Below are 20,017 nucleotides of genomic sequence, written 5' to 3'. Positions count from 1 at the left end.
AAATGACAGGAATGTAAAATTTCGTAACTATTAAGCCAGAGTCAGCTGATCCATGACCTCAGTGACCTCCCTCTTTGCCCCTGTTGAATCAGACCTACGTGTTCTGACGGAGAATTTGAAAAAGCTGGTTGGTGCCCGTCACCCCATCCTGTATGCGGCGGCAGAACACTTATTTGGGGCAGGAGGAAAGCGCGTTAGACCCGCTATCGTCCTGCTGATATCGCGGGCAACCATGCTGGATCAAGACATTACCCCACGTCACCGACGTCTCGCAGAAATTACGGAAATGATTCACACCGCTAGTCTGGTACACGACGATGTGGTGGATGAATCCGAGGTAAGACGCGGTATTGCCACGGTTCATAGCCGGTTTGGCAATCGCATCGCTGTGTTGGCGGGAGACTTTTTATTTGCCCAATCTTCTTGGTATTTGGCAAATTTGAATAATTTAGAAGTAGTGAAACTGCTCTCAGAAGTGATTATGGATATGGCAGAAGGAGAAATTCAGCAAGGGCTGAATCGCTTTGATGCCAGTATGTCCCTCGAAGCTTACTTAGAGAAGAGTTACTACAAAACTGCCTCGTTGATGGCTAACAGTGCGAAGGCGGCTGGACTACTCAGTGATGTCTCGGAGGAGGCGGCAGAAAATTTGTATCGCTACGGACGTCATCTCGGCTTGGCTTTCCAGATTGTGGATGATATTTTTGACTTCACGGGTTCGACAGAAGCTTTAGGTAAGCCAGCCGGATCGGATCTAAAAAGTGGCAATCTAACAGCACCCGTGTTATTTGCTTTGGAAGAAAAACCTTACCTGGAGGCGCTCATTGAGCGGGAATTTACAGAGGAGGGGGATTTAGAAGCAGCGATCGCCTTGATTGAAGAAAGTCAGGGCATTGAGCGATCGCGCGAATTAGCTGCACATCATGCCCAACTCGCCGTTCAACAATTAGCAGATTTACCGCACTCGGAGTGCCGTCAAGCGCTAATTGACATGGCTGAGTACGTGTTGAGTCGGCTTTACTAAGGAGTGTGGATTTATTAACCCCCCATTTCTTTTGTAGGGGCATGACTGTAGGGGCTTTTTCTGGGTATGCCCCTACAGAACGCGAACGAGCCTAAGTTCTTTAATCGACATTCCTAAGAATGAATCAAAATCTAATAAGCCATTAGCAAATTTTACACTTGGCGAGTCTCGCCACCAGAGAAGAACACACCAAATCCCAGCGACCCAATCCAGTCTCTTCTAATCCTCCAGCCGGAAGATGACCCGATGGGGCAGAATTTCCGGAGAAAGTGAGATCCGAGTAATTTAACCAATTGCCTTTGACACGCCAACCCACTTGGTCGCCAAAACGACACCAAGTGGCATAGTCAAAGTTAGGTTTTCCGCCAATCTTTTCCCAAATGCGCTTCTGGACACTAAAGCCAAAGCGTCCGTCGCTGTAATTTACCCAGAGTCGATCGAGCGTACTGAGGTGTTGGCAGGGAAACTTTTGAAAATCTTCAACTCTCAGCCAGCCTTCTGGTTCTCGATGGGAAATTTTCAGCAGGAGCATTCGTGTTTCCCGATCTGCTTCCTTCCAGTTCCGGGTGGTAAGGAAATCCCGCAGTTTGCTGTAATTTATCCCCAATGCCCTGAGATGAGCGGGAGAGGAAGCAATCGTGGGTATCGTGACACTGACATCAGAAGGTCTAGTAAGTTTAGAGTGCAAGGCTTCCAGCACCTCGGAAGCTGATTTATAGCGATCCTTCGGTAAAGGCTGAAGCAGTTTATCCAAGATTTGCCCTAACTCTTGACTAATAGTTGTGCCATCTGGCAGACACTCTCGCCACATCCAGCGACACTCTAGCGGTTCATAAAGACCATCAGAACCATCTAATTTAGGAAGAGATTGGGTGAGCAGACAAACGCAAGTGACTCCTAAACTGTAGAGATCGCTAGCGGGGTAGGCATGACCGTGCATTTGTTCCATCGGCGTATATCCGAGCGTACCGACCGTTGTCCCCACTTGCCCCATTGTCGTTTCTGTCACCAGTTTGGAGACGCCAAAATCAATTAGGACTAACCTGCCGTTTCGGTGACGACGCATAATATTCTCTAGCTTGATATCCCGGTGAATCACCCCACGTTCGTGAATAAATTTGAGAATTGGCAGTAACTCAGCCAAAAGCTGTCTAATCTTTTGTTCGCTAAAAGCTCCCTGAGTAGCCAATTCTTGACGTAAAGTGAGTCCCGCAATCAACTCTTGCACCAGATACAGGCGCTTATCTTCTTCAAAGTAAGCAAGCAGTCTGGGAATTTGGGGATGTTCTCCCAGTTGAAACAATCGCAGTGCCTCCTGGTTAAACATTGCGGTTGCTTTTTCCAGCGCCTTCGGATTGGCTTGAATCTCTGAGGAGGGTAAAAATTGCTTTACCACGCAGGGCGCATTCATACAGTCAGTATCTACTGCCTGATAGGTTCTGCCAAAGCCGCCACTGCCAATCGGTTTGAGGATGCGGTAGCGTTTTCTCAGTAATAGTACAGAGCCACAACTTTGGCAAAATTTATAATCGTCTGGATTTAGGCGATCGCGGCAATTGGGATTGAGACAGTAGATCATACCCAGGCAGGATTCAGCAGGTTGAGTCTATCGTAGTTCTTCCCAGAAGGGAGGCAAAGGGGAAGTGGCTGCGACAACTGGCGGCTATTCTTTGGGAAATGTCTTGCCGACTTCTCTCACGTCGTCTCTGTATTCGGCGATCGTTCGATTGGTATCAGCGTCGTAGCGCAGTCGCACATTGCCCACTTCCAGAACGGTTGCCATCCCCGTACCCGTGACAGTTGCTACAGGCGGGATTCCCCTGCCTACAAAGGTAGCGATCCAGATTTCGGCATTTGCACTGGAAATGCTGACTTGGAACGGATCGCCCGCAGTTACTACTGCCCCATTTGGGTGCAGCACCCAGCCTTTGAGGTAGCCGTCACTACCGCCGCGCAGCAAAAAAGTTGACAACCCGCCTTCCATTCCAACCGTTGCAGTGACGCCACCATCGCCTTTCTCGTTTCCGAGGTTAAGCTGCCAGGTATAGGTATGCTTCTCCTCATCCCGAATTCGATCGAGCGTTGCCAGTATAGCGGTATTATCAGTTTCAGAAAAGTTGACCAGGAGGTGGCGCTTGGCGCTGCTTAAGCCCAAACTGGCATATTTCTCCCCACCGTCGATGATGACGTAACCGCCATCTGGGGTGGAATTGAAAAATTCACTACTGCCCGTTGTACTGCGATCGCGCTGTGCTTTTCCGTCCACCAAGAGGGTGCTAAAAGTGGCAGGGTTGCCAGAAACTTTGGCAGGCCCTCCGATGAAATGAGTGTTGTAAGCGAGTAAGCCAAGTTGGAAGGCTTCTGACTGATCCCAAGCATTCCGGTGGCGATCGCTATCTGCCATCACCGACACGAGGATATCGTTCTCATCTTGCCAGCGATCGCGGAAAAAGTAAGCGCCTCTTTTTTCATCCCCCACAGACGAGGGCAACAAACCTGTTGGATTAAAGGAAGGGGCGCTTTCTGGGTAATAGATTAGCGACCAGATCGTTGCGCCCCTCTGTTTGTCAAATTTCTCGGCTGGGGTGCCTGGGGCATCTATTCCCATGTGCCGATCGTAAAAGTAGCGGTAGAAAGGCAATAAGCGTGGGGGTACCGATCCCAGGAGGAGACTCGTCCAGCCTTCGTCACCAATGCCTGCACCGGATACGCCAGATTGAAGAAAGTAGCGATCGCCCGATTCATGCATCATAAATGCACCGGCGTACATGACCAATTTCCAGAAATGTCGTGCGGTAAAATCAGCGTCAAGCTCAGCATCGCCAACACTCCGGAGGGCATAAACCGCTGGAACTAAAAAAATCCCTGCATAACTGTCATAACCAATCCCTTCCTGACTTAAACCCAACTGACCGTAAGCGTTGATTAGGTGAGTTTTCAGCCACCCCTTGAGCTGACTGTATCGCTTGGCGCGGTTGCCTTCCTCGTACACAGCCAACATCATCACGAGTTCCCCGCCTCGACAGACTGCTACCCAGTTAGAAGCCATTGCTGGATTAGTGAGGTTGGGGTGGCGGAAATTCTCCCAAGTATCGAGGGCGATGTTAATTTTGTTTTTAATGTAATCTCGTTGCTGTGGAGTCCAACCGCGATATGCCCAATCATAGGCGATCGCAAAATTTTGTCCCACCGTCGCCCTAGATAGCCCATATTGCGCTTCCGGCAGGCGGTTATCCGGGTCTGGATCTCGGTGGATGAGATGGAGGGCTTGGTGGGCAATCTGTGCATACTTATTTTCATTTGTCAATAAGTACAGCAGCGCTGCTTCCCGTGCTAGATAGGAACGGGCATAGTTCCAGTTGCCGTCATTCGGGTTGCCATCATAAATGCGCCAGTTGTTCTGGGTTACTCGCGCTTTCAGGGCATTGAATGCTTGCTGATGATGCGATCGCGGCACCCGAATTGCCGATCGGATTTGTTCGATCCGTCTTTGAGTTAGAAATAAACGCGGGTGTGCTTCGTCAGCTAGTACCTTGAAGGGCGCTAGAACTATCAGCAGACCGATTAAGATACGGCTTTTCAATTCTTGCGTCCTCTGCGGTTTAAATTTTGTCTATCGCTATCTTCTTTGATTTGTCAGAGATTTTTTTAACGAACCGCCAAGGACGCAAAGCCATGCGCGTTAGCGCTATAGGACGCGAAGCAAGAGAGCAAGAGAATCACAACTGATTGAAGATTGATTTTGGCATCGGTTAAGCGGGATGGAAATAATCGTAGATTTCCTGGGCTAACTTAGGGCCAACACCAGGAGCCTCAGTTAGCTGCTTTGGAGTCGCTTCGCGGATATAATCAATGGAACGAAAATGCGCCAAGAGTTGTTTCTGTCGCTGAAAGCCCAATCCTGGAATTTCATCTAAACGCGATCGCCTCAGCTTATCGCTGCGCTGCTGACGGTGGAAACTGACTGCAAATCGGTGCGCCTCATCCCGCAGTCGTCGCAACAATTGCACCCCTGGTTGTTCTGCATCCGTCTGTAACGGTGAAGACTCACCCGGTGAGAAAATCTCCTCTCGCTGCTTGGCAAGACTAACAACTCGCAAGTCTTCCATTAAATTCATCTCTTGCAAGACGGCGACAACCGATGAAAGCTGACCTTTCCCGCCGTCAATCATTACTAAATCCGGCCAATCAGGATTCCCGACTCGCTGCATTTGCGGATCTTCAGCATACTTGCGGAAACGCCGTTGGATAACTTCTGCAAGACTGGCAAAGTCGTCCGAGTGACCAGCAGTGACGGTGGGATTTTTTATTTTATAGTGGCGATAGTGCTGCTTTGCCGGTATAGCGTCGATGAAGACTACCTGAGACGCGACAGCATTCGCTCCCTGAATATGGGAGATATCATAGCCTTCAATCCGGTGGGGTAAGTCGGGTAGATCAACAATGGCGGCTAAATCTTCCATTGCTTGAGTATTGCGATCGCCTAATCGTTGCATCCGCGCTAGTTCATACTGGGCGTTGCGCTCCACCATCTCAATCAATTCTGCCTTGGTTTGTCGCTGGGGAGCAAGTAGCGTTACTTTTCGTCCTTTTCGCTCAGTTAAAAATTCTGTGAGCATTTCCCCTTCTGGCAACTCGTGCTGCACTAGAATTTCTATCGGGATTTCTACGGACTCTGCATTTGCGTAATGTTCCTCTAATACCCGCTGCAAAATGGCTCCTGGCGTCCCCGATTGAGCTTCCGCCACAAAGCCTAAACGACCAACCAGTTTTCCCGCACGCATCTGGAACAATTGAATGCAGGCGTGTTGGGCGTCAGCTGCCAGAGCGATCGCATCCCGCGAAACGGTATCATCTGGCAAAGACACTTTTTGATCTGCACTCAAAGACCTTAACCCGGCAATTTGGTCTCGCATCCGCGCTGCTACCTCAAAGTTTAGCTCTTCGGCTGCCTTTTCCATATTCGCCGTTAAAATATCAATCAGTTCTCCGGCTCGTCCTTGGAAAACCATCGCGATTTTTTGGATTGTTTTGCGATATTCTTCTGGTGAAATCAACTTTTGACAGACGCCTGGACACCGCCCTAAATCGTAGTTCAGGCAAGGACGATCTTTAAATAAAGGTTGCGGACGCTGGCGGATTGGGAAGAGCCGTTTTGCGATTCGTAACGTGGTTCGCAACAAACCTGCATCCACAAAAGGGCCATAATACTTATCTTTTTCTTTTCCCAGACGCCTGTTCCGAGTAATGAAAATGCGAGGATATTCTTCCGACCACGTAACCAGAACGTAAGGATACTTCTTATCATCTTTGAGCAGCACGTTGAAGTAGGGTTGATGCTGCTTAACTAGATTGGCTTCTAGCGCGAGTGCTTCGGCTTCGGTGTCGGTAACGATGAATTCAATCTCTGCGATTTGCCGCACCATCATCATAATGCGATCGCTTAATTTCTGGGAGTCGCGGAAATAAGAGCGAACTCGCGATCGCAATTTTTTCGACTTGCCAATGTAGAGGATGCGATCGCTAACATCCTTCATAAAATAGACCCCTGGTTCTGGCGGAATCTCTTTCAGACGGCTTTCCAGGCGTTCTGGCTCTTTGAGGAGCGGCAGGATTTTTGTAGATGCGATCGCTCCTTCAGCCGATAGATAACCAGCTTGAGTTGTGGCGGGAAATAATTCGTTCCCATTCCTTAGGGTTTGCGGATCTGTCATCCTAATACACTCCTAGACAGCAGCAATTGTTAATTTTTAAGTCGCACCCTTGAACAAACAGTAACGGATTTTCTATCTGGTAAAATTTCGTACCCACCATTTTTATTTAATTCTAAATATCAGTGCAAATTCGTAATTAACGTTTTTTACTAACTTCACAACTCAGTAAAAATTCGCATTGTTTTTAATTTTTAAAGACGAGATCTCTTTCCGGAAATCAGTTAAGCTTTGTTGAAGTCATTACCAGGTTAGATAAAGTTATAACGAATAATGCTAATCTTTCAGCTTTTGAGTTGAAATTGGTTTTAAAATGCTGCTACAACATTTTTTGCTAACTACCTCCCCCTGGTTAAAATTATGAAATTGGAAGAGTTTGAGAATCAATATCGGAACGCTATGGATGACACGCTCAACCAACTCCAGACAGTGATCTTGTTATTGGCACAAGTAGAAGCTCAGGTTAGGGGAATAAGTTCTTCTGTGCAAAATCTAAGCCTCACCGTGGAAAAATACATTAACGAAAATAAAAGTGAATAACGATTGATTTAATTGCCAGAAATTCACGAAGTCGTTAATGAATTTCTTCTGCAATAGCTTGTCTCAAAGAAACTAGATTCACAGGTTTAACAAAGAACCGACGTGCCCCCAAACTAAGGGCACGCTCTTCATCTGCTTGAAAAGCATAGGCGGAAACGACAAACACGGGGATGTGGAGCCAGTCTGGCCTTTCTTGGATTTGCTGGAGTAGCGTATAGCCATCAATGTCTGGTAATTTTAAGTCTAGCAAAACTAAGTGCGGCTGAAACTCAGCCATCGTCTGAAAAAAATCAGCCCCCCCGGCTAGGGAGAAAACTTGGTATCCCAGATAACCAAGATAGTCATTTAGCAGCTGTCGATTCGTTTGGTTATCCTCAACGAGCAAAATTCGCTTAGGAGATGCTTCAGCACTGAAGTCGGAATTCGGGTTGAATTGTGAGCGTTCAGTCTCAGCGCTCCCGTTAAATCGACCTGGGAAGATAGTTAAAAGTGATATAAGCATTAACCGAATCCATTGCACTCAGTGTAGCTATAACTTTATTAATAAGTTATCTGGTTAACAATAGATCAAAGTTGAATGACACTTAACTTTTGCCCTGAACTAAAGTACCCTTTAGCAATGCTCTTCGGGAACGGGCTAAGAGCTAAAGTCAGTTTTAACTGACCCAAAAACAGGTTGCGAGCTTTAAGGTGAGAGATTTATCGCAAGGCTCTTATATCAGTGCCATTCGAGTGAAGTTCAGGTTTAGGCAAACTTAAAAATTGACGTGCTGGGGTATTAGCAGGATACTGATCCTCTCAGCATGGCTTAGTATATCTCTGGCTAAGGGAATTCCTAATGCCTGAAAAACTTTCAGCAGCGTTGCAATGTATGGCACTCCCAGCAAAGTCGGAATGAATTCAGATAGGCGAGTACTCTGGCAAGACAATTTTGATGATTTGTTCCAGAGGTCATTAATGGCGTCTCTAGGGTAAACAAACTCTTTAGATTAAGCGGGGCATAGTACAAGACGAGTGACTCCTGAAAAGCATCTTTTCAACCCTCAGTTGTTCAAACTAGACTCCTCAACAAGTTAGCTATTTCGTTCCCACAATGCTCCAGAAGCTCCAAGAGCAAGGATTCTAGGGACACTGCCTTCGGGTGCATCTCGTTTTTAAAAACATTATTTATCATTGAGGACCCTACTCTAATCCCCGTGAATCAGAATTCTTCCTTGTCTTGGCTCCGAAAAGCGGGGAGATTAAAGAGGGTACAGGGAGCGTGAATCTTGCCTTGCTCCGTGAACGGGGGATTGAGGGGGTTCCTCCATCATAGAAGTATCTGTTTGAAGCAATTGGTGAAACGGTATCACCTGGAAAAATGCCTAAAAGAAGCGAAGGAAAAATAGAATTTCTTTCTCACTGTTTACGGTAAGGGATGAGGTGGCATTCCGGATTGCAACAACGCTTAAATTGCAACAAAAAAAGGGAGCAGATAGCTCCCTACTTTTTTAGGCTAAGACTGTGGAAGGTGCAAAATTTATGCTGCTTTCTGCAACTTGCGCTTAGCAGCAAAGAACCCAGCCAAACCAATTAAACCTAACAATGCGGAAGGTTCGGGTACGTCGAGGGGCGTTGCTGTCTGGGAAACCTTGAAATTTACAGATGCTTTAACAGGGACTTTTCCAAAAATAGGGCTTGACACAGAACCTAACGCCAAACCTTCACCAGAAATATTACAGGTACCACTCAGGCACACTTTAATCTTATCGAACTCATAGCCTTTTACAGTCAAGATATCGGTAATCTTGCTGTAAGAGAAATTAAACGTAGAAAGAAGATCGGTTGGACTATAACTTAAACCCTTGAAGATGGAGCCAAAACCGCTAAAAGAATCAATGGAACCCAAATTACTGAGGTAACTACCAAAATAATCTCCTAAATAACCGAAAGGATGATCGAGGGTTAGTTCTGAATCTCCTGCATCTTGCAGCCTACCGCTGAGATTATCGATAATGTAGCTCTTGTCTACATCCACGGTGAAAGCCCCGAACAAGGAAACAGTGCCACTGACCTTCCCAGAGTAATCGAGTTTTGTCAATTGGGCTGCCTCAACAGGAGCCATACCAATTGTGCCCAAAGTGACAACTGCTGCTCCCGCAGTAGCGATTGATAACTTTACATTTCCTAACATCTTGGTGTCTCCATCAGTTCTCTGATTGTGCTTTCGTACAGCCACCGCAACCGGACTATCAGGCGTGTTATCGGTTTTGCGCTTCAGGTGGTACTGGACTTCTTGGCACCCTCAGTATGTCTGTCTATTTTTTACTACAACTGTCATAATTTAGTGGTATTTACGGAGAAGTTGGTGAAGTTACCGTAAATTTACTGTGATGTTTGTATAAAGAAAAAATCGGCCCGCCTCTTTCTTGTCACCCCGTCAAGCTCTATCACTATGATACGAAAGCAGTTTAATTTCTAGGGTGGGTATTACCTACCGGAAACCGAACAAAAACCCGGTTTCTTCAAAAAACCGGGTTTTTAATCAAATAGATAATTTATTAAGCAGTTTTGTTGGCTTTGCGCTTGCTAGCAGCAACCATTCCACCCACAGCCATCAAACCGAGCATGGTAGAGGGTTCTGGCACAGATGCGGGAGGAATTACGCCTTTAAGCGAAACTTCGTAGTTACCACTGTGAGATGAACCATCTGCACCTTTTCCAGCGCTGTTAGTCAAACCACTTTTGGTAGCCAAAAAGCTGTAAAGGTACTGACTTTGACCATCGATGGTAGCTTTTACTACTTCGCTAGCTTGGAATCCATTAGGTAGCAAAGAGGCAAATGCAGAAAATTGTGGATTACTTTTATAGTATGCTTTCAAGTCATAGTGACCAGCAAGGCCGATATTGATGTCGGTGCCACTAGCGGTAACGTAGGAAACGTTCGGGTCGCTGCTGCGTTGAAAACCACCAATATTATAGAAAGTATTAAAAGCGATAGATCCGAAAACATTTCCAACGTAGTTTGCTTTACCAGCATTGGTTAAGAAAGCATTAAACCATGTATTTGCCAAGTTGTTTTGGCCGTAAGTGGTGTTCAAACCTGCACCAAACCAGTCAGTTGCTGTTAGGCTGCTGAGGGTGAGGTTTTTGCCTGCAACTGTCCCTTTAACGCTAGTTACAGCGTTAGATGCCATAAACTGTGCATTAGTCTTAGTTTCGCTGCTGGCAAATAATTCAATGTTGCCTCCTGGTGCGCTGCTGTTACCACCTAGAATGCTATCTAAGTTAGCGTTGGGGTTGATGTAGGTACTGCTACCTTGAACATCGTAGAGTAGGTAGTCGGAACCCGATATGCTGAAGGCGGATGCTGGGGCGGTAGCGATCGCACTGAAGCTTGCTGCCAACACTGAAGCGCTGAGCAAAATTTTCTTGATAGTACCTGTCATTTTGTGTGTCTCCACAAGTTTTCTGTCTAGATGAGTTTTGCTGGATAACGCGCACAGTAGCTAGGGCGCGGTCAGTTTTAGATCGGGGTTAACAGTTCCAAATAAGCAGGGACAACAATCAAGCGCCCGTCTTTTTAGCCTGTTTTTTGTTTATTCACTTGTCTCTATTCAATATAGTCAAATAATTAGTCTTAATCGATAAACTTTTGATGATTTTTAGTAAAGTTTGAGTAAAAGATTGAAGGGAAAAAGCAATTTTATTTTCCCGTATACTGACCGTAGTAATACACAGTAATAGTAGACATAAACCTAAGAATAGGAAGACTATCCAAAATATAAATTCTGTCAAGAGTAGTTTCCATGAGAGTCTTAAGCTATTTCAGCATTTAACCTGCTTTAGGGGCATTGCCAGTCTTTAGTTATTACAGAGGCGATCGCTCGCATCTATACGTTAGTGGCAACCGCTTTCTCCTACGGCTGACTACTGACAACAAAGCATCTATTTGAATCTAGGTGATATTAAATGTCTAAAAACTTACTGCTTCTAACTGGTTTTTGCGCTTCCAGTTGTTTCTTATTCCGAGACATATACGCAGAAGTTAGTGAAATGACCGTAGATTTACGGTTATGTTGATTGCAGAAAAAATAGCTCCACTCTCTTTTTGAGGCGAAGCTAATCAGTTCTTGTGCATTTGATTTGACTATTTACTTGGCACACGCAAGATAAGACTTGCAGCCCTTCTAGGCAGCGATCGCTGTCATTATCACTTAGACATTACCGGGGCCATCTTTTCAACCGCCATTTCTAATACTTCTGGATCGTGTACCAGCGCAAACCGTACATATCCTTCTCCAGATTTACCAAAACCGGCACCAGGTGAGGCAGCAACGCCAGTAGTTTCTACCAAATGGGTGCAAAAGCTGATGGAGTCCTGTGCCCACGGTTCTGGCAATTTAGCCCAAACATACATGGTGGCAGATGGGTTGGGAACCTCCCAGCCAATTTTGTGAAGCGCTTTAACAAAGGCATCCCGACGTTGGCGAAAGGTTTCAACTGCCTCCTTAACGCCTTCTTGAGAGCCACTCAGGGCTGCGATCGCTCCATTCAAAATTCCTTGGTATTGGTTGAAATCAACTGCCGCTTTCACCTGGCGCAAGGCGCGGATCAGATTTGCATTCCCAATCGCGTAGCCGATGCGAAAGCCGCCCATGTTGTAAGACTTCGATAAAGTAAAAAACTCAATCGAGACGCTTTTTTCGGGGTCGGCTTGTAAGATTGAGGGAACCGCAACCTCTTCAAATACCAGGTCGGCGTAGGGAAAATCGTGAACCAGCACTAGATTATGACGCTGGCAAAAATCAACCGCTGTCTGGAAAAACGATAGGGGCGCGATCGCAGTTGTGGGGTTGTGAGGATAGCTCAGTACCATCATTCGTGACTGAGCCAAAACCGGCAAGGGGATCTCCTCAAACACTGGCAAAAACCCATTTTCCGCCCGTAGTGGCATTGGGTAAATTTGACCACCAGCTAGGTAAACTCCCCCAGCATGGGATGGATAACCAGGGTCAAGCAGTAAGGCAAAATCCCCTGGATTCAGCACTGCTAAAGGTAAATGAGCGGTGCCTTCCTGGGAACCAATTAGGGTTAGCACCTCGGTTTCCGGGTCAACCGGAATCCCGTATTTCTGGGTGTACCAGCAAGCGGCAGCTTGGCGAAAAGCTTGAGTGCCGTGAAACAGCAAATAGCCGTGGGTTTTGGGGTCAGATAAAGATTGGGCGATCGCATTGATAACCCGATCCGACGTTGGTAAATCGGAAGAACCCAGCGACAGATCGATGATATTTTGTCCCGCCGTCCTGGCTTTTGCCTTAGCCCGATCCATATCGGCAAACACATTGGTTTGCAGGGGTTGTAAACGCTTGGCGAACTGCATATTTAGTCTTTAGTCCTTAGTCTTTAGTCCTTAGTCCTTAGTCTGTTGTCCGGTGTTTTTTGTCTCTCACCGAGCGATAACCAATGACTAATGACTACTGACTGTTTACAGGTGAGTTTCCAGGATACTCATTAATTTCTGCTTCCCAATCGCTCCCTCATAAGATTCAATCACCTCACTGTCTTTAAACAGCCTGAGAGCTGGAAGACCTTCTACTTTGTACTTTGCCACAGATTCGGGATTGGGGCCGCTTTCCATTTTCACGACCTTGAGGCGATCGCCATAAGTTTCCGCAGCGGCTTGTACGACTGGCGATACGAGGCGGCAAGGGCCGCACCAAGACGCCCAGAAATACACTAATACTGGCTGAGTGGCTTTCAGGACTTCTGTTTCAAACTCTGCATCATTAATTGAGATTGTGCTGCTCATGTCACCCCCGATTGACATTTATATTATTGCTTTACCTACTTAACACGGTATTCAAAACCGTTGCCAGCGGGCAGGAAAGCAATCAAGGTTTACGCCTTACTGATTGTAATACAGTACCTCAGGCGGTTCGTTGGGAATGGGGGTACATCAAGGAAATTTGCGATCGCACTTGATGAGTGCAAAAGCTTTATTCAGAACTGTAATCTGGACAGTCGTATCTGTATTTTCTTATTTCCAGTAGTAAAAACTTTATTTTTTTAGCGAACTTATGTCTAATTAATAACGACTGATTCACAACTTTTTCAAAATTAACTAATCGACCTAGGCACGCTCGGCATCACCAAGGCTTATCTCTTTGGCATCAATGTTGCTCCCTTTCGCTAAAACCTACGCCAGCAAGCGAAAATTTATCCTAAAATCTTCAACTAGCAACGCTTCTGAACGTGCGAAACTTATCTGTGTCAAATAGCACTAAACTTCAGAGAAATTTTGCTAACTTCAGCCCTAAACTAAAGTTTTGGCTAAAACCCAAAACCTATCTAAACGGGTTCAAACGCTTACTAGGAAGCTAAAGCTTCCTTTAGCTTTAAGCTGGAAATTTATTTTCAGGCTGCTTGCGTCAATACAGTTTTCCTTAAGTCAGCCAGTTATGGCAAGATAGACCCTCTTAATCCCATCGCCAACGAGTGTCAGATGAATGCAGAGCGGTCTATCAAAGTTTTGATTCGTAGATAAGGTATCGAAAAGTGCAGGAATCTATAGGTTATCCAATTGTCTTTTCAGGTCTTCTAATTCGTTATCAACTGCGGAATTAGATTTAGGGGTAGAGGAAGTGGTTGGGTTTCCTGCCGGTAGTTGCGCTTGGGTGGTGGAAGAACCAGTCAACTGCGCTTTCATTGCTGCTAATTCGTCATCAACATCGTTGCCGGATTCGAGCATGGCAAATTGCTGATCTAAATTATTGCCAGTAAGCTCGGCTGCTGCTGTGGAACGGGCTTCTAGTTCCAAAACTTTTTCTTCCATGCGCTCGAATGCACCCATTGCGGTGCTGGTTCCCAAGCGTCCCACGGTGTTTTGTAGCTGCTCCTGAGCCTTAGCAGCTTGTGCCCGTGCCTTGAGCATATCTTTCTTGGTCTTGGCTTCGGAAATTTTACTTTCCAAGGCAATCAAGTTGCGCTTGAGGGTGTCTACCTGAGTGGTTTGTCCATCCAAGCTAGTTTTTAGGGTAGCGGCAGTGTCAGCGTTTGTCTTCTTGCGTACCAGTGCTTCTCTAGCGAGATTTTCATCGCCTTTTTGCAGAGCCAACTGAGCGCGGTTTTGCCAGTTGTTCGCTTCGGTTTGGGCTTGGTTGTATTGTTGCTGAGTTCGTTTTTGGGTGGCAATGGATCTAGCAACAGCCTGACGCAACTGCACCAGGTCTTCCTGCATATCGATGATGGACTGCTCCAGAATTTTTTCTGGGTCTTCAGCTTTGCTGACCACATCGTTAAGATTGGCTCGGACGACTCGGCTAATGCGATCGAATAATCCCATGACGCTGTTTATCCTCTTGGCGTGTACTAATGTAGGTATTTCCAGGCTTTGAAAGTAGCCTTGAGCAAGTTCAATTTAGGAGGTCAGGTTTTCCATCGGTGCAGTAGTCGGCAATTGCCTCAAACACCATTTCTAGTCTAGGGCGCTAGGCAAGAGTGACTTGGGCAACCTTCAGGAATCGTTAAAGACCCAACACTTTTCTTCCTAGTCTAGAAACTTCTAGTCCAAAGCGGTAGTTTCCAGATCAAGAACTTTCCAGTTGGGAGCGAATTTTTTGTAATTCGGCATCTTGGCTAGGGTCAAGTGCCTGCTGACTAGACGGCAGTTGCGGTGCTTCGGTGCCTTGGCTCAGCTGAGCTTTCATGGTAGCTAATTCGGTATCAATATCTCCAGCATCTTCCAGGGAGAGAAATTTCTTTTGCAGGTCATCGCTTCCGAGTTCAGCGATCGCTTCTGACTGCGCTTCTAGTTGCAAGACTTTTTCTTCCATACGCTCGAAGGCGGTCAGAGAACTGGCAGTGTTGACACCGCCTAGCATCTCATTAATTTTCGCAGATGCTTGAGCCGAACGAGCGCGAACGATGTACATATCTTTTTTCGTCTTGGCTTCCGAGATTTTGCTTTCTAGCGATCGCATATCTTGCTTGAGCCTACCGACGACTTGATTTTGTTGCTCGATCTGCGCCTGCATTGCCTCTGCGGTTTCCTGATAGGATTTGCGCTTGGTTAGGGCTTGGCGAGCTAAGTTTTCGTCACCTTTTTGCAGTGCCAGTTGGGCGCGATTGTACCATTCTTGGGAAGTAGACTGAGCTTGGTTGCATTGTCGCTCAGTCCGTTTTTGGGTAGCGATCGCTTGAGCCACCGCCTGCCGCAGTTGAATCAAATTCTCCTGCATTTCCATGACCGTTTCTTCCAGGATTTTTTCTGGATCTTCCGCTTGTCCAATCAGACTGTTGATGTTGGCTCGAATTACTCGCAAGATGCGGTCGATCAATCCCATGTCAGTTCTCCATTCACAACGCACGGGTTCAGTGGAGCGCGGTCACGCGATCGCAAACACGGCAGCGAACCCCTAAAAGCAGTCGCCCTCTTAGGGCGTCGCAGTCCCAGTAGCAACGTTAACAGAATGCTAGGTTACTTTCCAACTCAACCACCTCCAGCTTAAGGCTGATCGACCGCCGCAGAAATCCCCTGTGTCTGAAGCTCTTTTACCAATGTTTGAGCCTGAGATTCTTTCTTGAACGCACCGAGATAAATTTGGGTGCCTTCTGGTGATAAATAGGCATCGGGAACAACCTTTCGCGCCTGTTGCAAGGAGCTTTCGCCATTGTATTTTACAAACACATAATAGAAGCCCTCTGGATTCGGCGCAGGAGTTGCCGCAGTCGGGGAGGGTTTCACACTCGGTTGTATACTCGGTTGTCCAGAGGCGGGGCGTTGCGGCAATCCTGGGAGAGGGCTGGCGGGTGTAAGGGGCACTGTTGCGGCTGGCGGCAGCCCTGGAAGCGGCACCGAGCCAGATTGCCCAGATGAGGAGTTTGCGGGGGCAGGTGAACTGGGTAGCGGGGAAATTGTTGGCACCGCTACTTGGGTTTTGGGTAAGCCTGCCACATTGGATCTTGAAGCTGGACTGGAAGATGGCAAAGTGCTTAAAGTATCCAAATTCACGTCCACAAATTCGTCAGTCGCCAGGTTTGGGCCACTTGGCGCAGCTCCAGCTGCTGGGGCATTGGTGGTTGGAGTTGTTGCCGTTGGAGTTGTTGCCGTTGAAGTTGTTGCCGTTGGATTTTGAGCAACGGTGGGAGTGCCTGACTCCTGGAAGCGATCTAAACCTAGAAAACTGAGGCTGCCAGGATTCGTCACCAAATAGCCCAAGGTGGCAGTTGAAAATAGCAACAACAACAAGGAACCAACTCCTAGGGGAGTCAGCAGGCTATCCAGAAAACTGCGTTCTGAGCGACGAGGAGCTGACGCCTCTTCTTCCACCAAACTTCGCAGAAGTTGTTCGGAAGATTCCAGATAGTCATTGGGAGGGACGTGCGTTGAAGTTGGATTGACAAAATCCGGTGGATCTGCTGCTGGTTCTGGATGCCAAGCTGGCTCTTGGGGTGGCGTGGCGAAGGTCGCTAGTTCCGCTCCAGGAGCCGATAAATCAAAAGATGGCGCGGGTGCGGGCGGTGTATACCCTGTTTCATTCTGGATCGTTGTCTCAACTCCCTTGCCTTCCAGATTTGCTGCCTGTGGTGGGCTGGCTGGCGGCGGTGGCGGTGGCGGTGGGGTGGCGGGCGGCTTTGCTGGGGTGGGTGATTGATTCCTGCCTCCCGTAGCACTCACGGAAATTAAGTCGATAGGTTTGTTGCGAACCCGATCGTGATTCATGCGGGGGGCAGGCGACGCCCCACGTCCCCCTCGTTCGCGTCGGTATCGAGATAATTCTTCTTCTAACTGCACGTCGAGACTGCCCAGAGCTGCCTGCAAGGCTGGATTGATGGACTGGGCGGGGGAGGGGCGAGTAGAAGACTCAACCGAATGACCTTGACTCATAGCTTTAGCTACTGACGAATCTTGGAGAGCTGACGGATCTCTTTATTACACGTTGTTTTCTGCTTGAAGGCAACCGTAACCCGAATCTGCTGTCTTGGTTTTGAGTACGATCGAGCAAGAGGATCGATCGTTCTGCCATTTAGCTGGGGATTTGTTGGATGTCTTTTAAATCTCTTCATCATATCTTAGGGGCTATCGAAAATCAGGCGGCGTGGCAGGCTAGCCAAGAATTTCAGCGGTTACTCAAGTGTTGGCCTTCGGTGGTGGGAGTGGCGGTGCAGGCTCAAACGCGACCGATTTCCATATCGAGGGGCGTTTTGTCGGTTGCTACATCCAGTGCGGCTTGGGCACAAACGCTGACTTTTGAGCGTCAGCGAATCCTGCAAAAGTTGAATGCCCATCTAGGTAGCAATTTGGTTGATATTCGCTTTTCGACGGCTCAGTGGCAGAAGAAGCCTGGTTCTAATCGTTCCTGGTATGCACAGGAACAATCGGTGGCATGGAAAGAGCATCCCAGTCGAGTTGTTGAGGGGAAATCTTCACCGTCGTTGAACCAGAAGGCACAACTGAAAGAACCCCACGAAGCTTTTCAACATTGGGCGGAGGGTGTGCGGGAGCGATCGCAACATTCACCGCTTTGTCCCCAGTGCCAGTGTCCCACCCCTCCAGGAGAACTCCAGCGCTGGGCTGTGTGTGCCCTGTGTGCTGTCAGGCAATGGAAAGGCTAGCTTTCAGTAGATTCGGTGCCATTAAGCCGAAACAGGGATTGCTACTAGGTTGCGGGCAACGCTTACTTTCTCTGGCGGCACCCCTCAAACCCCACAAATCATCTGCATCACTTGAATTTATTTAGGTCTATCTGCTTAGTTCCTAATTCAAACCGGAATGTGAAGTTGCTTTGTATCGTATGTTACAGATGCTAGTTTCCTCTCCGTTACATCTTGTAACTTGGACGCCTGCGTAGCCTTCTGTACAAAAGTCTTCTAAGGCGGAGCTTGTATGCCACCAATGCCCTGAATTTATGGCATCAATCTCTATTCCCGATTGCTTCGCCCGTATGCTGACATCCTTACTTCCTAAGTAGTTACAGGGAATGTAATGATTTTAATTGCCTACTAAGGCTGACTCAAAGAATTTTAGAGGCAAAAATCTCAATTTAGTCGATAAATGCAAAGTTTGTCATTTAAATCAAGAGATAAAAGACTGAATAAATGAGCTAAATTTAGTCTTTTCTGGAACGGATACGTCTAAGGTTTGTCTTGATCCCCATAGGGTTTTGTTAAAAAATGGTATTGTTCATGAGATTACTTACTATAGATAGATGTGTCCGTTTTTAATGTTTCATGTGTCTGTCTATTACACAAAGCTAAAGAAAATCTAAATCAGTATTTGTACTTGGGGATCGCTAGAACATAGACGGGGAATATAGATTACAACATTCCAAACTCTACAACCGTTAATAGAGAATTTTAATATAAAGCATAGATAAAAATTCTCCTAAAGAGGACTCCCATGAAGACCTTAAATACTGTAACTTCTGCCTGCCGGTATTGTCAGTATTACAAGCCCGAAGGGCGTCGTGGGGGTCTTTGTCAGCAACTCGGCGTGCCCGTTCGAGGCGGCTGGGGAGCCTGTTCTTTAGCACTTCCGGCATTTGCGCCGTCTTGGGAACGTCTCGAAGTAATGATGCGCTGGCAGGATGAAACCCTGAAAACACCGGAGGCGCTCTCAATCAAATGTTCGCTGAACTCTTCTCAAGAATCTACCTCGCTTAACGAGAATGTTTCTACTGCCCAACAGTCAGTAGAAGAAGAGGCGCTGCTCGTATGAATAAAATAAAGAATAGTAAGCTCACCTTGCAGTTTGTCAAGGCAACTTGCTTCAACTCTTAAAAAAATAAAGATTTGCTTTAGAATCGCACCTTATTTAAGTCAAGGTGCGATTTTTGATTTAAGAGCCTTGTAGGATACTTTTTTACAAAAGATGACTCTTTAAACCCGTTTTTTTTTCAGAAAACGGGTTTTTCCATTTGCGAACGACTAAGGCAGCCAAGGATATTGACGGAAATCGGGTGGACGTTTTTCCAAAAATGCCTGCTTGCCTTCGGCTCCTTCCTCAGTCATGTAATAAAGCAAGGTGGCATTACCGGCAAGTTCTTGCAAACCAGCTTGTCCATCGCAATCGGCGTTAAAAGCAGCTTTTAGACACCGGATGGCAATCGGGCTTTTTTCTAAAATTTCATTAGCCCACTGGATGCCTTCTTGTTCCAGCTGTTCTACAGGCACGACGCAATTCACTAAGCCCATTTCTAGTGCTTGCTGTGCGCTGTACTGGCGGCAGAGAAACCAAATTTCTCGCGCCTTTTTTTGCCCAACAATTCGGGCAAGATAGCTGGCACCAAATCCACCATCGAAGCTGCCGACTTTAGGGCCAGTTTGCCCAAAAACAGCATTATCTGCGGCGATGGTGAGGTCGCAAATCAGGTGCAGGACGTGTCCGCCACCGATGGCATAACCTGCCACAAGCGCAATGACGACTTTGGGCATGGAACGAATTAGGCGTTGCAAGTCTAGGACATTTAGGCGGGGGATGCCTTCATCGTCTACATACCCAGCTTGTCCCCGCACACTTTGATCGCCACCAGAACAGAAGGCGTATTTGCCATCGGTGTGAGGACCAGCGCCAGTAAATAATACGACGCCAATGCTAGTATCTTCGCGAGCATCGCAGAAGGCGTTGTAAAGTTCAAAGACGGTTTTGGGGCGGAAAGCGTTGCGTTTGTGCGGGCGATTAATCGTGATTTTAGCGATACCGTCGCCTTTGTGATAGAGGATGTCTTCGTAGGTTTTGGCGGTTTGCCAGTTGATTTGCATA

16 protein-coding genes are annotated in these 20,017 nt (G+C 47.1%); 4 read left to right on the top strand and 12 right to left on the bottom strand.

Features of this window, described 5'->3' with window-relative positions; translation table 11 throughout:
• Positions 1–52: 52 nt before the first annotated feature.
• A complete protein-coding gene (sds, locus tag NDI33_RS10445; RefSeq protein WP_190528952.1) occupies positions 53–1,024 on the top strand; it encodes a solanesyl diphosphate synthase in 972 nt (323 codons plus the stop codon).
• A gap of 142 nt (positions 1,025–1,166) precedes the next feature.
• Here the strand turns inward: sds and NDI33_RS10440 are convergent, their stop codons facing one another.
• The 3 genes from NDI33_RS10440 to uvrC form a co-directional block, all read right to left on the bottom strand.
• Entirely contained in the window at positions 1,167–2,603 is a 1,437-nt protein-coding gene (locus NDI33_RS10440; protein WP_190672246.1) for a serine/threonine-protein kinase, read from the bottom strand.
• A gap of 84 nt (positions 2,604–2,687) precedes the next feature.
• Positions 2,688–4,607 (bottom strand): hypothetical protein, encoded by a 1,920-nt coding sequence (locus tag NDI33_RS10435; RefSeq protein ID WP_190672244.1) that lies wholly within the window; start codon positions 4,605–4,607, stop codon positions 2,688–2,690.
• Between the two features lie 169 nt (positions 4,608–4,776).
• A complete protein-coding gene (gene uvrC, locus NDI33_RS10430) occupies positions 4,777–6,738 on the bottom strand; it encodes an excinuclease ABC subunit UvrC (RefSeq protein WP_190426571.1) in 1,962 nt (653 codons plus the stop codon).
• 357 nt (positions 6,739–7,095) lie between these two features.
• On the opposite strand from uvrC, the gene NDI33_RS10425 reads away from it, so the two are divergent.
• Positions 7,096–7,275, top strand: coding sequence for a hypothetical protein (locus NDI33_RS10425; RefSeq protein WP_190414923.1), 180 nt, complete (start codon positions 7,096–7,098; stop codon positions 7,273–7,275).
• Between the two features lie 34 nt (positions 7,276–7,309).
• Here NDI33_RS10425 and NDI33_RS10420 read toward each other — a convergent pair whose 3' ends face one another.
• The 8 genes from NDI33_RS10420 to NDI33_RS10385 form a co-directional block, all read right to left on the bottom strand.
• A complete protein-coding gene (locus NDI33_RS10420) occupies positions 7,310–7,777 on the bottom strand; it encodes a response regulator (RefSeq protein WP_190672241.1) in 468 nt (155 codons plus the stop codon).
• Between the two features lie 1,017 nt (positions 7,778–8,794).
• Positions 8,795–9,448 carry a PEP-CTERM sorting domain-containing protein gene (locus NDI33_RS10415; RefSeq protein ID WP_190672238.1) on the bottom strand — a complete coding sequence of 218 codons (654 nt, stop codon included), beginning with the start codon at positions 9,446–9,448 and terminating at the stop codon, positions 8,795–8,797.
• Positions 9,449–9,815: 367 nt separating this feature from the next.
• Complete coding sequence (locus NDI33_RS10410; RefSeq protein ID WP_190672234.1) at positions 9,816–10,703, bottom strand: NF038130 family PEP-CTERM protein; 888 nt, start codon at positions 10,701–10,703, stop codon at positions 9,816–9,818.
• A gap of 764 nt (positions 10,704–11,467) precedes the next feature.
• Positions 11,468–12,637, bottom strand: a complete 1,170-nt coding sequence (locus NDI33_RS10405) for an LL-diaminopimelate aminotransferase (protein WP_190672231.1) — start codon at positions 12,635–12,637, stop codon at positions 11,468–11,470.
• Positions 12,638–12,742: 105 nt separating this feature from the next.
• A complete protein-coding gene (locus NDI33_RS10400; protein ID WP_190672228.1) occupies positions 12,743–13,066 on the bottom strand; it encodes a thioredoxin family protein in 324 nt (107 codons plus the stop codon).
• 756 nt (positions 13,067–13,822) lie between these two features.
• Positions 13,823–14,599, bottom strand: a complete 777-nt coding sequence (locus NDI33_RS10395) for a PspA/IM30 family protein (RefSeq protein ID WP_190430263.1) — start codon at positions 14,597–14,599, stop codon at positions 13,823–13,825.
• Positions 14,600–14,843: 244 nt separating this feature from the next.
• A complete protein-coding gene (locus NDI33_RS10390; RefSeq protein WP_190414930.1) occupies positions 14,844–15,599 on the bottom strand; it encodes a PspA/IM30 family protein in 756 nt (251 codons plus the stop codon).
• Positions 15,600–15,760: 161 nt separating this feature from the next.
• Positions 15,761–17,143: an SPOR domain-containing protein gene (locus tag NDI33_RS10385; protein ID WP_190672225.1), complete on the bottom strand. Its 1,383-nt coding sequence runs from the start codon at positions 17,141–17,143 to the stop codon at positions 15,761–15,763.
• 158 nt (positions 17,144–17,301) lie between these two features.
• Between NDI33_RS10385 and NDI33_RS10380 the strand changes: the two genes are divergently transcribed.
• Together NDI33_RS10380 and NDI33_RS10375 are read left to right on the top strand one after the other, a co-directional pair.
• Positions 17,302–17,871 carry a DciA family protein gene (locus NDI33_RS10380; RefSeq protein WP_190528935.1) on the top strand — a complete coding sequence of 190 codons (570 nt, stop codon included), beginning with the start codon at positions 17,302–17,304 and terminating at the stop codon, positions 17,869–17,871.
• A 784-nt stretch (positions 17,872–18,655) separates the two neighbouring features.
• Complete coding sequence (locus NDI33_RS10375) at positions 18,656–18,973, top strand: hypothetical protein (protein ID WP_190414933.1); 318 nt, start codon at positions 18,656–18,658, stop codon at positions 18,971–18,973.
• A 209-nt stretch (positions 18,974–19,182) separates the two neighbouring features.
• Here the strand turns inward: NDI33_RS10375 and menB are convergent, their stop codons facing one another.
• Positions 19,183–20,016, bottom strand: coding sequence for a 1,4-dihydroxy-2-naphthoyl-CoA synthase (gene menB / locus NDI33_RS10370; RefSeq protein WP_190414934.1), 834 nt, complete (start codon positions 20,014–20,016; stop codon positions 19,183–19,185).
• Position 20,017: the final 1 nt, after the last annotated feature.

The sequence above is a fragment of the Trichocoleus sp. DQ-A1 genome, assembly GCF_039961955.1.
In the GTDB taxonomy this organism is placed as follows: domain Bacteria; phylum Cyanobacteriota; class Cyanobacteriia; order Cyanobacteriales; family FACHB-T130; genus FACHB-T130.
Note: the sequence above shows the minus strand (reverse complement) of the source record. Positions and strands in the feature narration are given on the sequence as shown.

What these genes read in the sequence shown, in the direction of transcription:
- sds (WP_190528952.1), top strand. Translation starts at nt 53, where the DNA reads ATGACCTCAGTGACCTCCCTCTTTGCCCCTGTTGAATCAGACCTACGT.
- NDI33_RS10440 (WP_190672246.1), bottom strand. Translation starts at nt 2,603, where the DNA reads ATGATCTACTGTCTCAATCCCAATTGCCGCGATCGCCTAAATCCAGAC.
- uvrC (WP_190426571.1), bottom strand. Translation starts at nt 6,738, where the DNA reads ATGACAGATCCGCAAACCCTAAGGAATGGGAACGAATTATTTCCCGCC.
- NDI33_RS10425 (WP_190414923.1), top strand. Translation starts at nt 7,096, where the DNA reads ATGAAATTGGAAGAGTTTGAGAATCAATATCGGAACGCTATGGATGAC.
- NDI33_RS10420 (WP_190672241.1), bottom strand. Translation starts at nt 7,777, where the DNA reads ATGCTTATATCACTTTTAACTATCTTCCCAGGTCGATTTAACGGGAGC.
- NDI33_RS10415 (WP_190672238.1), bottom strand. Translation starts at nt 9,448, where the DNA reads ATGTTAGGAAATGTAAAGTTATCAATCGCTACTGCGGGAGCAGCAGTT.
- NDI33_RS10410 (WP_190672234.1), bottom strand. Translation starts at nt 10,703, where the DNA reads ATGACAGGTACTATCAAGAAAATTTTGCTCAGCGCTTCAGTGTTGGCA.
- NDI33_RS10405 (WP_190672231.1), bottom strand. Translation starts at nt 12,637, where the DNA reads ATGCAGTTCGCCAAGCGTTTACAACCCCTGCAAACCAATGTGTTTGCC.
- NDI33_RS10400 (WP_190672228.1), bottom strand. Translation starts at nt 13,066, where the DNA reads ATGAGCAGCACAATCTCAATTAATGATGCAGAGTTTGAAACAGAAGTC.
- NDI33_RS10395 (WP_190430263.1), bottom strand. Translation starts at nt 14,599, where the DNA reads ATGGGATTATTCGATCGCATTAGCCGAGTCGTCCGAGCCAATCTTAAC.
- NDI33_RS10390 (WP_190414930.1), bottom strand. Translation starts at nt 15,599, where the DNA reads ATGGGATTGATCGACCGCATCTTGCGAGTAATTCGAGCCAACATCAAC.
- NDI33_RS10385 (WP_190672225.1), bottom strand. Translation starts at nt 17,143, where the DNA reads ATGAGTCAAGGTCATTCGGTTGAGTCTTCTACTCGCCCCTCCCCCGCC.
- NDI33_RS10380 (WP_190528935.1), top strand. Translation starts at nt 17,302, where the DNA reads ATGTCTTTTAAATCTCTTCATCATATCTTAGGGGCTATCGAAAATCAG.
- NDI33_RS10375 (WP_190414933.1), top strand. Translation starts at nt 18,656, where the DNA reads ATGAAGACCTTAAATACTGTAACTTCTGCCTGCCGGTATTGTCAGTAT.
- menB (WP_190414934.1), bottom strand. Translation starts at nt 20,016, where the DNA reads ATGCAAATCAACTGGCAAACCGCCAAAACCTACGAAGACATCCTCTAT.